The sequence below is a fragment of the Actinomadura sp. 6N118 genome (assembly GCF_044326415.1).
GTDB lineage: Bacteria > Actinomycetota > Actinomycetes > Streptosporangiales > Streptosporangiaceae > Spirillospora.
Window position 1 is genome coordinate 781,386 of record NZ_JBIRAZ010000001.1, and the last position, 14,867, is coordinate 796,252.

General features: G+C 66.6%; 12 protein-coding genes. 3 read left to right on the top strand and 9 right to left on the bottom strand.

Annotated features, from left to right (window positions below; all coding sequences use genetic code 11):
- Positions 1-13: 13 nt before the first annotated feature.
- The 4 genes from ACH34W_RS03385 to ACH34W_RS03400 all read right to left on the bottom strand — a co-directional run bounded on the left by ACH34W_RS03385 (position 14) and on the right by ACH34W_RS03400 (position 5,241).
- Positions 14-1,198, bottom strand: coding sequence for an ABC transporter substrate-binding protein (locus ACH34W_RS03385; RefSeq protein WP_395959176.1), 1,185 nt, complete (start codon positions 1,196-1,198; stop codon positions 14-16).
- Between the two features lie 391 nt (positions 1,199-1,589).
- Positions 1,590-2,474: a PaaX family transcriptional regulator C-terminal domain-containing protein gene (locus ACH34W_RS03390; RefSeq protein WP_395959177.1), complete on the bottom strand. Its 885-nt coding sequence runs from the start codon at positions 2,472-2,474 to the stop codon at positions 1,590-1,592.
- Between the two features lie 269 nt (positions 2,475-2,743).
- Positions 2,744-4,099 carry a hypothetical protein gene (locus tag ACH34W_RS03395; protein ID WP_395959178.1) on the bottom strand — a complete coding sequence of 452 codons (1,356 nt, stop codon included), beginning with the start codon at positions 4,097-4,099 and terminating at the stop codon, positions 2,744-2,746.
- A 191-nt stretch (positions 4,100-4,290) separates the two neighbouring features.
- Positions 4,291-5,241, bottom strand: a complete 951-nt coding sequence (locus ACH34W_RS03400) for a DUF72 domain-containing protein (RefSeq protein ID WP_395959179.1) — start codon at positions 5,239-5,241, stop codon at positions 4,291-4,293.
- 268 nt (positions 5,242-5,509) lie between these two features.
- Here ACH34W_RS03400 and ACH34W_RS03405 point away from each other — a divergent pair, with 268 nt between their 5' ends.
- On the top strand, positions 5,510-6,316 hold the full coding sequence (locus ACH34W_RS03405) for a hypothetical protein (RefSeq protein ID WP_395959180.1): 807 nt from the start codon (positions 5,510-5,512) through the stop codon (positions 6,314-6,316).
- A 523-nt stretch (positions 6,317-6,839) separates the two neighbouring features.
- Here ACH34W_RS03405 and ACH34W_RS03410 read toward each other — a convergent pair.
- The gene (locus tag ACH34W_RS03410) at positions 6,840-7,430 is read right to left on the bottom strand and encodes a hypothetical protein (RefSeq protein WP_395959181.1); all 591 of its coding nucleotides are present in this window, start codon (positions 7,428-7,430) and stop codon (positions 6,840-6,842) included.
- A 158-nt stretch (positions 7,431-7,588) separates the two neighbouring features.
- Positions 7,589-8,722 carry a serine hydrolase domain-containing protein gene (locus ACH34W_RS03415; protein WP_395959182.1) on the bottom strand — a complete coding sequence of 378 codons (1,134 nt, stop codon included), beginning with the start codon at positions 8,720-8,722 and terminating at the stop codon, positions 7,589-7,591.
- Between the two features lie 414 nt (positions 8,723-9,136).
- Between ACH34W_RS03415 and ACH34W_RS03420 the strand changes: the two genes are divergently transcribed.
- Positions 9,137-10,039 carry a threonine/serine dehydratase gene (locus ACH34W_RS03420; RefSeq protein WP_395959296.1) on the top strand — a complete coding sequence of 301 codons (903 nt, stop codon included), beginning with the start codon at positions 9,137-9,139 and terminating at the stop codon, positions 10,037-10,039.
- A 67-nt stretch (positions 10,040-10,106) separates the two neighbouring features.
- Here ACH34W_RS03420 and ACH34W_RS03425 read toward each other — a convergent pair whose 3' ends face one another.
- The 3 genes from ACH34W_RS03425 to ACH34W_RS03435 all read right to left on the bottom strand — a co-directional run bounded on the left by ACH34W_RS03425 (position 10,107) and on the right by ACH34W_RS03435 (position 14,123).
- On the bottom strand, positions 10,107-11,684 hold the full coding sequence (locus ACH34W_RS03425) for a lysyl oxidase family protein (RefSeq protein WP_395959183.1): 1,578 nt from the start codon (positions 11,682-11,684) through the stop codon (positions 10,107-10,109).
- 703 nt (positions 11,685-12,387) lie between these two features.
- A complete protein-coding gene (locus ACH34W_RS03430) occupies positions 12,388-13,665 on the bottom strand; it encodes a hypothetical protein (protein WP_395959184.1) in 1,278 nt (425 codons plus the stop codon).
- Between the two features lie 80 nt (positions 13,666-13,745).
- Positions 13,746-14,123: a winged helix-turn-helix transcriptional regulator gene (locus ACH34W_RS03435; protein ID WP_395959185.1), complete on the bottom strand. Its 378-nt coding sequence runs from the start codon at positions 14,121-14,123 to the stop codon at positions 13,746-13,748.
- A gap of 83 nt (positions 14,124-14,206) precedes the next feature.
- Between ACH34W_RS03435 and ACH34W_RS03440 the strand changes: the two genes are divergently transcribed.
- A complete protein-coding gene (locus ACH34W_RS03440) occupies positions 14,207-14,863 on the top strand; it encodes a nitroreductase family protein (protein WP_395959186.1) in 657 nt (218 codons plus the stop codon).
- Positions 14,864-14,867 lie beyond the last annotated feature (4 nt).

A 14,867-nucleotide genomic window follows, 5' to 3' on the forward strand; every position in this document is an offset into this window, starting at 1 on the left:
ATTCCGGGCCCGCTCAGCCGAGGTCGCCGATGACGGCGTTGACGAACGTGCCGCCGCTGGACTTGACCTCGCGCAGGTAGAACTTCTGCTGGACGTTGTGGTCGGCGTCGAAGCTCCACTGGCCCCGCGGGCTGTCGATCGGCCCGACGCCGCCCAGCGCCTTGACCAGCTCCTCACCGCCGGTGCCGGACGCCTTGGCCAGCGCCTTGTCGAGCACGGCGGCGGCGTCATAGGCCTGCACGGCGAAGACGGTGGGCGGCTCGTTGAACTTCTTGCGGTAGCCGTCCACGAACTCCTTGTTGCGCGGGTTGTCCAGTTCGGTGGAGTAGTGCAGAGAGGTCTTCACCCCGACCGCGGTCTGGCCTTGTGCGGCCAGCACCCCGCCCTCGGTGAGGAAACCGGGGCCGTACAGCGGCGTCTTGCCGGCCAGCCCGAACTGCTTGTACTGCTTGACGAAGCTCACCGCCTCCGCCCCGCTGTAGAAGGTGTAGACGGCCTTGGCGTCGGAGGCGCGGATCGTCGACAGGTACGGCTGGAAGTCCTGCGTCTTGCCGAACGGCGTGTACTTCTCGCCCGCCACCTTGCCTCCGGCCGCTTCGAAGGCCTTGCGGAACCCGGCGACCATCTCCCTGCCCGCGGCGTAATCGGGGGCGATCAGGTAGACCTTGCCCTTGACGTCCTTGGCGACCTCAGGCCCCAGCGCGCCGGAGACCTTGCCGTTGCTGAAGCTGGTGCGCCAGATGTACTCGGACTTGCGGGCGCCGGTGATGGCGTCGGCTCCGGCGTTAGCGACCAGCAGCGGCTTCTTGGACTCGTGGAAGAAGTCCCGCATCCCCAGCACGGTGGCCGAGTTGACCACCCCGACCACGGTGGTGACCTGGTCCTGGGTCACCAGTTTCTGCGCGGCCGGGACACCGGTCTGCGGACCCTCGCCTTCGTCGGCGGTGACCAGCTTGACGGTGCGCCCGCCCAGCTTGCCGCCGTGCTGGTCGAGGTAGAGCTGGAAGCCGTTGCGCATGTCCTCGCCGAGCGGCGCGTACACACCCGACAGCGGCACCAGCAGCCCGACCTTGACATCGCTGCCGGAGCTACCGCCGCCGGACTGGTCCAGGCTCGAGCCGCAGCCCGACAGCGCCAGGGCGCCGACGGCCAATCCGGCGATCGATCTGATGAGGGAGGAGACGGAGCGAACGCCCATGAGGACTCCTAGGGGGAGAGGTGGGCCCTGAATCTACATCTTCTAGTACGACCGTCAATAGTTTGTAGAAGATCTATTTACGGTATTTCCGCAGTACAGCACCAGGATCCTAGGAAGGTATCGGGCGCCGAAGATGCCAAAGCTTTCGACAGATGGAAGGTGATACCCCATGGTTTTGCGACTGAGGCGTCCGTGTGTCCGGACGCAGGCAGGGATGCCGCGCCCTACGCCGACGCGGCTACGACGACGCGGCTACGACGACGCGGCTACGACGACGCGGCCACGACGGTCGCCGCCCTCCAGCGCTGGTGATCACAGCCGTGTACGGCTCGTTGCAGGGGGGCGAGGCGTACCCCGACAGGCTGTGCGAGCCGGTGTCGTGGTGGAGCCTTTACTGGGCCTGCCTGCTGATCCGCTCCCATTCGCGTGTCCCGGCGGGGAGCCACTTGGCGTGTTGCCGGTGGAAGAGCTTCGCGGCGCGAGCGCCGCTCCACCCAGCGGGCAGCAGTTCCGTGGGCAGTACGGGATCGATCAGCGGAAGCCGGCGCCAGGCATGCACGAGTTGCGTGAGCCGGACCAGCGGATCAGCGGACGGCTGACGTGTGAACGTCGCGAGGAACGCCTCGTACTCCCGCTCGACCTCATCGAGATCCCACGCCTGGCGCACGAGGGTCGGCAGGTCGCCGCCGGCAAGGTGCTCGGAGAGGAAGATCTGAGCATCGTCGTGCACCCCGGCTTCCCGCAGGACGAACTCGGCCTCCTTGACCCGGTCGGTGTGGGTGCTGATCCAGATTCCCGGCGCCGGGTTACCGAACCCCGCCCAACCCAGCCGGGTGCGCAGCAGGTCGCGGCCCGCCCGGTTGGTCTCGGCGGCCCGTGCCAGCACCACCAGCCATCGACGGTCCCACTCCGGCTGGGTCGCGGTGAAGCCGAAGATCCGCTGCGCGCCGAGATCGAGGAACTCCTCGAAGGCCGGGCTGAGCCGCCACCACACGTACCGTCCTTCACGCCTGGAGACGAGCCAGCCGTCCGCCGAGGCTCGGGTCAGAGCCTGCCGGCAGGCCTTCTCGTCAACACCGAGGCGGCCCAGCACATCGATGAAGGCCGACGTGGGCGCGGGTCGCCTGGCCCGGCGCACGTACTCACCGAGAACCGTGATCAACAGCCCGCGCGCCCCACCCGAGCCCGCGGCGTATCGACGCGACAGGACGAACCTCTCCGGAGAGGCGTTCCCGAATGGGGCTGTCGGCGCGCTGCTCTCCTGCGGCTCAGACATGCCCTCGCCGGTGACCGGCCATCTGATCGTGGGCGGGATCGGAGCGCATGCGGGCATTGTATTGCCGCTCGCAGGGCCACCCGATCACCAGCCGACGCGATCGCCGTGGGCTGGGCCGACCTCCTGGCCCGAACCCCGAGCCCGCACGCGGAGAACCTCTGTCCTTGGGTGGTACAGCCGTCGCCGTGGGAGGCGATGCCGATCTCAGCCCGGTTGAGCCCGTGCCTCCGGCTCCGACTATGCCTGCTCGTGGTTGGTGAGCCCGGCCGCTACGGCAGGGACGACTCCGTGGTGGGAACGAGGCGATCCCGTGCGAGCCGCGCCGCCTCGGCGACCTCCGTCTGAGGATGGTGGGCGACCATCGCCTCAAGGACGCGCACGTTCCACGGGTGGTCGACGTCACCGAAGAGAGAGATCAGTTTGGCCATCTTGTCGGGCTCCTGGTCGACGTACCCGAGCCGTTCGATCATCTCGGGCGCAGGTGTCCCGGCCTGCAGGCTCATCGCCGCCAGGTCGACGAGGGCCCAGGTGTTCGCGGCCCTGTCCGGCATAGGCACCTGCTCCTTCTCCTGCGCGGTCAGGAAGTTGTGGGCCAGCGCGCCGAGCTCATCATCCTCCACAAGCTCCACCAGAACGCGCCTACCGGTTTCCCCGAACGCGCCGTTCATCGTCCCGGCCAGCAGATCGAACCCGGCACGACGAGCGATCGGGCCCACCTCACGCAGTGCGCCCCGGATCTCCGCAGCGCCCGCCTCAACCGAACGCTTGGACAACCAGGCACGCACCTCCTCTGAGATGTGATCGACGCGATAGACGGAGAGCGCCTCCAACAGCGTGGTCGCATCGGCGCCGGCGTACGACCCGACCGCCGGGATCGTCAGCCCGCTCGCCTCTTCGAGCAAGGCGCGGCACACGAACCTGCCCAGCGGTGTGATCCGGACTCCCAGCCGATCCTGTTCAACGAGCCCTGCATGCGTGAGCAGGCCGACATGGATACGGACGCAGTCCCGGGCTTTGGGGTCGGGCGTCGGAGACAGGTGTTCGTGCGCGATCCGATCGTCCTGCGTGTACATGAAGACGAGCAGGTTGGTGCAGAGCCCGATCTCCTCGGCCTCCTCGTGTTCCGAGAGACTCCAGTGATCAAGCATGGCGATGAGGAACGTCTGCCACGCGTCCAGCGCCGCGTCGCCATCCGACCCCGTGACCGCGATCGCGCCAGGCCCGGGCCACGCGAGCGACCTCGTTCGATCGACATGCAGCATACCGGTCCGGACGAGCAGGTCCCAGAACCGCAGCGCCGCCCGCGTCTTCTCCTCCGACTGACGGACGGCCTCCTGGTCACTTTCGTCCAGCACACCGAGGAGCTCAGCGAAGCTCTCAATCGTGGGCTTGCCGTCCGTACCCACTTCGAAGCCCGAGCGAGCCCGTTCGATCTGTGACGCCACCACCCCATAAAGACCCGACCCCCGCACCGCGGCGACCAGCTCGTCCGTCCCCGCGATCCGGACCGCAGGAATGAGGAAACGAACGTCCTCCTGGCTGTCACTCAGATACGTCCGCCGAGGGGAGCGCTGCTCGATGGCGCGCCCTGCCAGCTCCTCGCGGATCCCGTGCGTAGACCTCACAAATCACGAAGCGTAGGCTAACGACCACACACAGGTCATGCTTTCCGCCTATCCAACCCCTCCGCAGCGCTGAACGACCCATCGGCCTCCGCGATGGCCACGATGGCGCCAAGGGCTACGCCTCTCTCCGCCACCCAACGTTCGTCACCATCCCGTTCCAGGCTCTGAGCTGGACGTGGGCAGCGCGAGACTCAGCTGTCGTCCGCTGCAGTCACGCCATCCGTCCGGCCAGCACCGTCCAGCAATGCGGCCATACGCGCCGCGTTGCGCTGGGAGTGGTCGGCGCAGCAGTTGTTGAAGATCACGTGTGTCGTCACGGCGTCCGCAGCCAGTTCCTCGATGCGGCGAGCCCATGCCTGCAGTTCGTCCTCGCTGTAAAGGTAGGCGAATTTGTCGTAGACACTGCGGCTGTCCCACCTGGCGCTGTGGCCGTGAAAGCGGACGACCACCAGATCGGATGTCGCTGCCAGCACCGGCGGCACCGAGGAGGGATGCCCTTGCGGCATGTCCACACCCACGTACGGCACGTCGTGCTGGGCCAGGAACTCCAGCGTCGTGGCCTCGTTCTCCTCGTTCAGCCAACTGTGATGGCGGAACTCCACGCAGATCCGCACGGGTGCGCAGCGCTCCTTCACCTCAAGGATGTAGGCCCGCGTCCGTTCGCCGAACGGGAACCAGCGCGGGAACTGGAACAGCACCGCCCCGAGTTTGCCCGCCTCGTACAGCGGCCACAGCGCGCTCAGAAACCGTTCCCACACTTCCTCGGCAACGTGATCGGGCACATCCTTGAGGTATACCGACTGCTTGGCCGGCACCAGCCCGCGCAAGTCCGTGTAGAGCGCGGCGACTCTCGTGGGGTGTTGTGTGAGCAGCGAGAACGCCTTGATGTTGAACGTGAAGCCGTCGGGCGTACGATCCCGCCACAAACACGCGGTCTGCTCCGCCGGCGGCGCGTAGTACGTCGCGTCCACCTCGACCAGCGGAAACTGGGTGGCGTAAAACCGCAGCCGATCCTCGGCGGTCTTGGCCGTAGGGGGATACCAACCCGATTCCAGCAACGTCTTATCGGTCCAGGAGGCAGTGCCAACCAAGATTTGACCCATGCCGGAAAGTCTAGAAACTCCCTTTACTTTGCCCGCCACAGTCAAGGAATTTGGTGCGACTGGCGTTCGACGCCATCACCGGCCGCCACCTGCCCAATGCCCTGGATGCCCGCAGGTGCAGCGCGTAGATCGCGGATGGATCGGCGAGCCGTTCCTCCTGGATGCGGCACCGCAGCGCGTCGCGCAGCCGGTCCGACTGGTCGCCGGTCCGACTTGTCGCGGGTCTGGAGCGGTTGGTGTCATGGGCTCGGTGCCGGGACGCAGGGCGGTACCGTCCCGCAAGCCTTCGGTGTAGGCGTTGTCCTGCTTGCGTTCAGAACGACTGCTCGATGCAATCGAGGCGCATTTCAAGGAAACATCCCTTGAGTCGGAAATCCTGCTCGAAGGTGAACCCGTACAGGGACAGCCTGCAGAGCCAGTGCGGTTGGGACTGGCGCGCATCCTCATACTGGACAGGGCCGCGGAGCCCGCATTCCGCGACGCCGTGTGGGCCGAACTGGTGGCCCGCGCGCAAAGTCACGAAGGGCAGTGGCAGCTCGCAGCGCTCTGGATGATGGTTCCGGGGTTCCGCGGAATCGTCAGCAAACTTTCTCGTGGCCTGATCACCGACCGTAAGGAAGTCGAAGCTGAGGTCGTCGCAGGCTTCCTCGAAGCGCTCCACAAGGCAGATGCGAACCGCCCCCGGCTTGGTACACACCTCTGGTGGGCGGCCTACCGTCACGGCTGTAAGGCACGCACGCACATGCTCCAGGAGATCCCCAGCGAGGAACTCGCTCTGTTCACCGCCCATCAGACCGGGCAGGACCATGAAACCCACCCGCTCATCGGCGCCGTGCATGAGGGCGTGCTGTCGACGAGCGAAGCGGACCTCATCAATCGCACCCGGCTTGAGGGAGAACGTCTCGGCGCGGTCGCCGAGAGAATGGGTCTGCAATATCAGGCATGTCACCGGCGCCGCGCCCGCGCCGAGGGGCGGTTGGCCGGCTACTTGCTCATCGACAACGCCACCGGTGCCCCGCCCACCGCTCTGAAGGGCGCCGTCGCCCGACGCCGCGCTGACGGCAAGGCAGGGCTGCAGACCCGGGGCGCCAGCCGATCGGATGACGCAGCGTGATCAACCAAGCCGCGCACGGAGAGGGCCTGTCGCGGGGGCGCCGCGGACACGTCAGGCCCGTGACCTTCCCCGAGCTCTTTGAACTCCCCACAGTGGTCGATCTAGCAACCGCTGGACGCGCGGTCGGGGTCAGCATCAATACGGCCTACAAGCTCGTCCACGCCGAGGCGTTCCCGTGCCCGGTCATGCGACTGGGATGGCGCTACAGGTTCCCACGGTGGCCCTCATGAGGGCCTTGCACATCGAGAGCCTTCCCATCTTCGACGAGGACGTCGAAGCGGGCTCTGACTTCGCCGCCCGGGTCGCCTGATCCAGGCCCTACTTCCTATCGGTGGCTCCGTCACGGTCACGCTATGGCCGTGACGGAGTCGTCGACGAGCTCGATCCTCACGGCGAGAGGTCCTTCACGATTGTGGGGAACACCGAACCCACGTCACCCTGCGGCGGAAGACCGCAGGTCACGCTATGGCCGCGAGTTACTGGTCCGCCCTTTGAGGACTCCACAGGTGGGAGGCTTCGCCTGTCAGCGGCCGGTCGATTGGCGGGCGAGCGAGAGGACGCCGGTGACCTGGACGCGGGTGAGACCGAGGTCGGCCCCGATCACAGCGAGGGTCTCCTCTTCCGAGGCGCTGAGCGGGCCGTCGGCGAAGGCGATCTCGGCGGCGGCGCCCAGGATGTTCTCGCGTGCCTCAGGCGCCAGCGCTCCGGCGGCGTTCGCGATCTCGACGCGGATCTGGTCGAACGGGCGAGACAGGTCGTAGTCCAGCGCCGCGTGATCATAGGCGTGGTCACCGGTCCGGCGGACGACGGCGACGGCGTGGTCGCGGGCTCCCGGGTGGGTGACATCACCCGAGCGCAGCGCCTGGGCGGCGGCCAGCCGCATGAGCAGGGCGGGCATCGAGGCGAGCTGGGCGGTGGTCGGCGCTTCCAGCACGCCCATGTTCCAGCGGCCCTTGCACGTGCCGCACTGAACGAACTCGCCACCGGTCTTGTTGAGCGGGATCACCGGAATGAAGAAGAGACTGAAGAAGTTGCGGCCCTGCCGACGCCGGTACTCGCGGTCGCCGCCGCAGTCAGGGCAGTGGAAGACCCCCTTGCTCAAGGTGAAGTACACGACCTGCAGCCCAAAGATAATCAAAACGTGCCTTTCTTTCGCTGAGGGCGGCCATCGTAGCGACAAACGATCAGAACGGCCCCTTCGTTTCCTGATCATCGCTAGGAGCCTCCTACGGGAGGCTGGCGACGTTGGATTGGAGCGCGCGGGACGGCTGGCTATTTTTCGGGGCAGAACACCGCTTTGACCGCCTGGTTGACGGCCGGGCTGACGGTCCCGGCGTTGGCCAGGCTCACCGTGGTGGATATGGCGAGCTGGTGGCGGCCATCGGCCGTTGTGAAGGTCACCGCGTTGAAGCCGGGCGCGCCGCCCGCGGACCCTTGCAGCACGGGCGCGCCGCCGCACAGGCCACCGGCCGGCGGCTGCGGCACGCCCTCGGGCGGGTCGGTGATCACCCGTTGGAGGGACGGCGGCAGCAGCTCACCTTGGGCGAACGCGCGGTGGAAGGCGGTGATGTCATGCGCGGTGGAGATCACTCCTCCGGCCGCGCCCCCGTAGCTGGCGTTGAACCGGTGCATGTCGCGCGGCCTGCCGTCGGCATCGGGGTGGTAGCCGTGCCCGTGCGGGCCCTTGATGCCCTCAGGGGGCCTTGTGGGCAGATAGGTGCGGTTCATCCCGAGCGGGACGAACAGGCGCCGGGCGAATTCGGCGGCCAGGGCGGTGCCGGTCACCTTCTCAATGATCATGCCCAGAAGTGTGTAGTTGGTGTTGGAGTAGAAGAACTTCTCTCCCGGTTCCCCCGTCCGAGGTTGGCCGCGTGAAATCCGCACCAGGTCGATCGGGCGGACATAGGTCGTGGTGTCGAAGATGTCGACCAACCCTGGGGTGAACCAGTTGGGGATGCCAGAGGTGTTGCGGATCAGCTGCCGTACGGTGATCTCACCGGCTCGCTCCACCAGGTCGTGGTTGGCCACTTCGGGCAGGATGTCGCTGAGCTTGTCCTCCAGGCCGAGCCTGCCTTCCTTGACCAGTTGCAGCACGACCGTGGCGGTCATCCCCTTGGTCTGGGATCCGATGCGGTAGCGCGAATCGGCGGGAATCGATCCGCCCCTGCCGCCCAGCAGACGAGTGCCGGCCGATCCCTGACCGACGCGCCGGCCATCGACGTATACCTGCCCGATGGCGCCCACCACCCCGGTAGTGCCCGCAAGGGTGTTCAACGCCTGCTGCACATTCCCCATCCGGTCTGGGCCGAAGCCGGTGCGAGCGGATGCGGCAGCAGTGGCAGGCACCGCGATGCTCAGCGTCACCATGCAGGCGAGCCCGGCGCGAGCCGTCGTCACACACTTCACGACAATGGTCCTTTCCTCGTCGAACGTGCGGAAGAGGACCTGTCAAAGCTCACGAAGCCCCCTCGCGCTGAGAGACGAGGGTCTTTGTAAACCAGCAGATGTTTCCCCATCGTTAACACCCGCCTCACCTGGCCTAGCCGCACTGAATCTGGTCTGCAGGCTCAGCCGATCGGGCGGCACCCGAACGGGTGGACGCTCGGGACAGCGCCTGGTGCCAAAGGCAGATGGCGGAGGGGTTGCTGACGCTAGCTGGCACGTCATTCCGCACGGTGAGCGATCCCGACGTTTGTCGGTGCTCCGGATTCATGGAGCTGGCTGTAAGGGCGACCACCCTGTGGGATACGTTGACTCGTCGTGCTGAATACGCGCCTCGATCTTGACCGGATCCGCATGGCTCGCCGTGTGATCGACCCGATGTTCCTGGACACTCCGCTGTTTCAGTGCGACGCCTTGGCACGTCCGCTTGGTTGTGCGGTGAGTATCAAACTGGAGACGGCCAACCCTGTCCGCAGCTTCAAGGCCCGGGGTACCGAGCTTGTCGCGAGCCAGCTGAGCGATCAGAGCCGGGGCGCTGCGGTGTGTGCCAGCGCCGGCAACCTTGGCCAGGCACTCGGTTGGTCAGGCCGCCGCCATGGCCTCGACGTGACGGTCGTGGCATCGCACCGGGCACCCGCCGCCAAACTTGATCGGATCCGCGCTCTAGGTGCGGCGCTGGAGTTGGTCGACGGCGACTTCGAGATGGCCCGGGAACGGGCGGCGAGCATCGCGCAGCAGCGCGGCATCCGGCTGGTCGAGGACAGCCTGGACATCGAAACCTGCGAGGGCGCGGCGACCATCGGCCTTGAACTCGCGCGCCAGGCGTCCTCCTTCGACGTGGTCCTGATCGCCCTGGGCGGCGGTGCGATGGCCACCGGCGTGGGCTATGTCTTGAAGGCTCTGGCGCCAGGAGTCGAGGTGATCTGCGTACAGCCCCAGGGCGCACCCGCGATGACCCGCTCCTGGCATGAGCGCCGTGTCATCACCACCGACTCCACCGACACCATCGCCGACGGCGTCGCCGGCCGATTCCCCATTCCCGCCGTTCTGGACGACCTGTTGAACGTGGCCGATGACGCCGTCCTGGTCCATGAGGCCTCGATCGTCGCGGGCATGCGGATGCTTCTGGAGCACGCGGGCCTGGTCGTCGAACCCTCAGCAGCCCTCGGCGTCGCTGCCGTCCTCGAAGACCCGGACCGCTTCGCCGATCGCCACGTGGTCAGCATCATCTGCGGCAGCAACGTCAACCTGGACGACTATCACCGCTGGGTCGGGCCCTGACCTCCCTGGGCAGCCGAGACGAAGCGGACCCGGCCGGTGGTGTGACCAGCCGGGTCCGCCGGGGCGGTCAGGGGGCGTTGACGAGCTGGTGGGGCGGCACCGTGACGGTGCGGGCGCCGGGCTTGCCGCTGAGGATGACCTTGCGGAGCGCGACGTTGTTCTTCAGGTCGGACTCGAAGAGCCGGCGGGCGGGGTTGGCGATCACCTGGATGTAGTAGGTCCCGTTCGGCAGGTTCGTCACGTCGAACGACTGGCCGGGCAGGTCCTGCGAGTAGGTGTCACCGCTGCCGACGTCCAGCACCTCGCGGACCGACAACGATGACAGGTCACCGCAGGCCGAGTGCAGATCGGTGTTTCCCGGCTTCCAGTTGGCGTTCTTGACCAGGTAGTTGATCGCGTCGGTGTTGGCCAGGCAGAACGCCTCCTTCTGGCTGCGTACGACCTCCTTCTTGTCGGCCTTGAGGAGCCGGTAGCTTGCGAAGTCGGTGAAGTGCCAGTGCTCGTGGCCGTCCCGGGCGTCCCACTCCATGGTGCCGGTCTTGGCGTGGCCGACTTGCTTGCCCTTGGCGTCGTAGAAGTACTGGTAGGCGTCCATGAGACCCTGCTTGACGCGGAAGCCGTCCACGACCAGCGGGGATGGACCCGCGTTCCAGACGTTGGCGCTGAAGGCGAGATAGTCCTTCTTCGTTGCCGCCGGGTGCCCGTCGCCGCGGCCGTCGGTGAGCTTGATGTTCCATGCCGGCAGGGAACGCAGGTCGGGCTTGGGTCCCTTGGGCACCACGTTGGGTCCGGTGGGCCGCGAAGCCGCCCTGAGCGTGGGCGCCGACTTGCGCGGATGCGGACGTTCGTCGTCCTGCCTCATACGTACCGTGACCCGTACGGTCCTTGGTTTCGCGGGGATCCCGAACAGATCCCGATAGGCCTTGTTGATGGTGACGGTGGCCGTGTACGTGCCGACCGCGAGTTTGACCGGCTTCTCGTTCTCGTCGCTTCTGGCGGGGATGGCCCAGCCGCGTTGGATGCCCCAGACCGACCCGAGCGTGAACGGATTGCCTGCGCAGCCCACCGGATACGGAGACGTCGACGGCCCGCCGGGCTCGGTCCGTGCGCCTTCACCGGCAGGGCAGATGGCCTGGTCGCGTTCAAGGACCTTCTTGCCCCGGGCGTCGGTCAGCGTGACGTGCAGGAACTTCTTCAGGCCGAGGAAATCGCCGACCATGCTGCGCGGCAGCGTCCGGGTGCGGACCTTGCCGCCCTGCCGGATGATCTGCGTCGCCACGACCGGGTCGCCGTACGACCTGCGCTTGACCTGGATCTCGAAAGGCGCACCAGTGGCGCCCAGGTACGTTCCGAGATAGAGCTCGACACCGCGTGAGTTCGGTGTGGTGTCGAGGGTCACCGTGTTGGAGGCGACCAGCAGGTGGAGACCCGGCTTGGAAGGCGCGGCCGTCGCCGCCTGCGTTCCGCCGGCCGCGAGCAGGAGCATTCCGGCGGCGAGAGTGAGGGAACCCGCCGGACGAAGGGAACGGATGATGGGAGTCCTCCAGGCACGTATTCGCGAGGAATCGCGGAACTTCGAGGGCAGGCGGGGATGCGGTCGCGGGCCGTTTCCATTGAGGAAGGGCAGCGGCCGCCTGAACTCCATGACATTCCTAAGATGTCCGGGAGGTCACAAATGGTTGCCTCGCACTAAAAAGTATTTGCACGAGTACAAGCCGTGATGTCGGCTGGTCAATCCGTCCTCTTGCGACCGCCATACCTTCAGCCCGTCATGTGGTTCAAAGCCTTCCGCTGACTTATCGCTCGATTAATATTGCTAATTGATCGACGACCTGGCCGGGGCAGGGCAGCCAAACAAAGTTCGGCGCCTACAGGCCGATTGGCCATCCAAAAAAACGATCTTCCAGCTTCACGGCCGCCTTCGCCCAGCGCCAGCGTTGACCAGCGCACGGCGCCACCACTCGCGATTCTGGAGTCTGGTCTACCTGCTCCGCATTTTCGACTGAACGGCTCGCAAACGCGGCTGACACATGCACATCACGCTTTCCGACCTCACCCCGCCACAGCGAAGCGAATCGAGCTTGTGCCGAAGTCGGCCGCTCCACCCACGTTTCGGCTTCCAGTGTGGGCGCGTATCCGGCGGCGCGGAGGGCCTCAAGCGTCGCGGCGACAGGGTTTGGTACTGATCACGACCGTGGGCGCGATGCGGCGTAGCGCCAGCTTGCGCAGCGAGCGGTGCCCCGCGAGCTCCTTGATCAGCGCTGTCCAGGACCTGCAGGAACTGGTGCACGCGGCGGCTGGCAACCGCCCGATGACGTCGTTCTCTGCCTTCAGTTCTGCCAATCGCCTTAGCTCTGCCAGTCGCCGACTCCGCTCCAGATAATCTCCAGCCAGCTGCTCTCCGTCCGGTCCGTGCGCCTGCCGAAGGCTTCGTGGGCCTGGCGCATAAGGCTGGTGCCGCCGGCCTCGTGCAGCCGTTCACCGATTTCCACAACACGTGCCCTGGCCGGGCTCCCGGGGTCGGGTGGCCGGGACCTGCGGGTCTCGATCCCCCAATCGGTGAAGATCATGAGGAGCTCCAGGCTCGCCTCCTCCGGGCGTAGGTCCCGTAGGGATTGTGTAGCCGCCTCGGACCAGTCGGGGTGGGCGCAGGCGCTATCGAGGGCCGCGCGGGCGTCGGCGAGGTCATCGGCCTCGGCTTTGAGCAGGCCAAGGGCGAACGCGGCGGCGGGATCGGCAGGAGACGCGTCGCGGTGGAGCTGGGCGCGCAGGAGCGCACCTACGCGCAGGGGTCGACCCGAGTCGCTGGTAGAGAAGTGGCCCTCATCCTGCACCTCGCCGTTGGGCATACGGACGTGTGCGGTGGTGACCCACCGTTCGTCGAAATGACGCACGACCAGGTCGCTGTCGATGGCATCGGTGACGAACGGCGGCGGGTCGGCTGCTTCGCTCAGGACGTGCAGGCGGGAGCAGCATCCGACGAGGTGGACGATCAGCCTGCGCTCCTCGTCCAGCATTCGTCCGTTGCCCAGGCTGATGGAGAGCCAGAACGCCAGGAGGAACCACGCCTGGTCGAGGAGGTCCGGCAGATCCGCCCCGGCTCCAGTCTCCTCGATCGAGCGAGCCCCGGAGAGTACGCGTGTGGCCGCCGCCAGATGAAGGTGCGGGTTGATGCCGCGTTCGTCAAGCCGGGACAGCATGGCCAGGTTCCCGAAACCCTCCTCTTCTAGCTGTACCGCCGGTTGTGCCGGGTCATCGACCGATGTCAGGCGACCAGCCCGGACCACCAGGCCGTGGCGAGGAGCCGGCGGCACGTCGCCGCCAACGGCTTCCTGGACGGTCGTGTACAGCCGGTCGGCGTAGCCGCGCACGATCTCGGTGGCGAGGAACGCGCCGGCCCGCTGGGCGCGGACCAGGTCGTCGGTCATGGGCGGCAGCAACGTGACGTACGGACCGGAGCGGAGCGGGAACCGCTCCACCAGTTCGGGAATGTCTCTCGGGATCTGCCCAGGGTTCCCCCGGGCAGGCCCAGGGCCAGCCGCCGAGTCACCGGTCACGTCCGTGGGCGACTCTGCCCGCCCCACGGGCTTGCGGTTCTTCTTCTGGAAGCGCTCGAGCCACTTCATGTTGCCAATCATGGCCTAGTCCGGCGATCTAGCTACCGATCGGGAAGGTTCGCCGGGTTGGGCGGAACATGATTGTTGGGTCAGGGGCGTGCCCGGTTCCGGGCTTGTTCGATCTCGTTGATGTGGGTTTCCGTCCACTGTCGGAGGGCGGTGATGGGTTCGGCCAGACTGCGGCCGAGCGGCGTGAGGTCGTATTCGACCCGGGGCGGGATGGTGGGGTGGACGGTGCGGGTGACGAACCCGTCGGCTTCGAGGCTGCGGAGCGTCTGGGTGAGCATTTTCTGCGAGACGCCATCGATGCGCCGGCGCAGGTCGGTGTAGCGCATGGTGCCCTCCAGGAGGGCATCGACGATCAGGACCGTCCACTTACCTGCGATGTGGTCGAGGATCTGGCGGGTCGGGCACTTCGCCGAGAAGGCATCGGCCGGCAGTCCGGAGGACTCCACAATGGTCTCCATGTAGAGAGAGTAGGGCACTAATAGGTGCCCTCTTCCCGATGGGGAGTCACTCTCCGATAGTTAGTTGCATGACACACCACACCATGTCTGTTGCAGAAGCGATCCGCACCCGCCGCACCGTCCGCCACTACCGGCCTGATCCGATCCCCGCGGCCGCCGTCGACGTACTCCTGGATCTCGCCATTGAGGCACCCACCAGTTGGAATCTGCAGGACCGGTCGATCGTTGCCGTCACCGGAGAAGAGGGCCGCGAGGATCTGGCCTGGGCTACCGGTGGGCAGCCCCAGCCGCAGGAGGCGCCGCTCATGCTGGTCTTCGTCGCCGAACCACTGTCGTGGCGGGATGACCACAGCGACGTCTATGACCAAGCACGCCACAACCGAGCGTGGAGCGAGGAGTTCGTCACGATGTTCTCCGCGGCATCGCACGCATTCCAGGAAGACCTTGAGGAACGTGGCCTGCTGCGGGAGTACGCGGTCAAGGACGCCATGATCGCGGCCACCTACGTGATGCTCGCCGCGACGGAGATGGGGCTGGCCACCTCGCCGATGAACGGCTGGGACGAGGCCCGGGTGAAGAAGGCGATCGGCATCGGTGATCGCGACGACCTGGCCATCGCACTGCTGATGTCCGTCGGCTATCCGGCGGAGAAGCGACGCCACCCCGGCCGCCGCGCCCCGGAACACAACGTCTTCCGCGAAGTCTACGGATCGACCAGGGATGCCTCTCCCGCTGCGTGAGTGA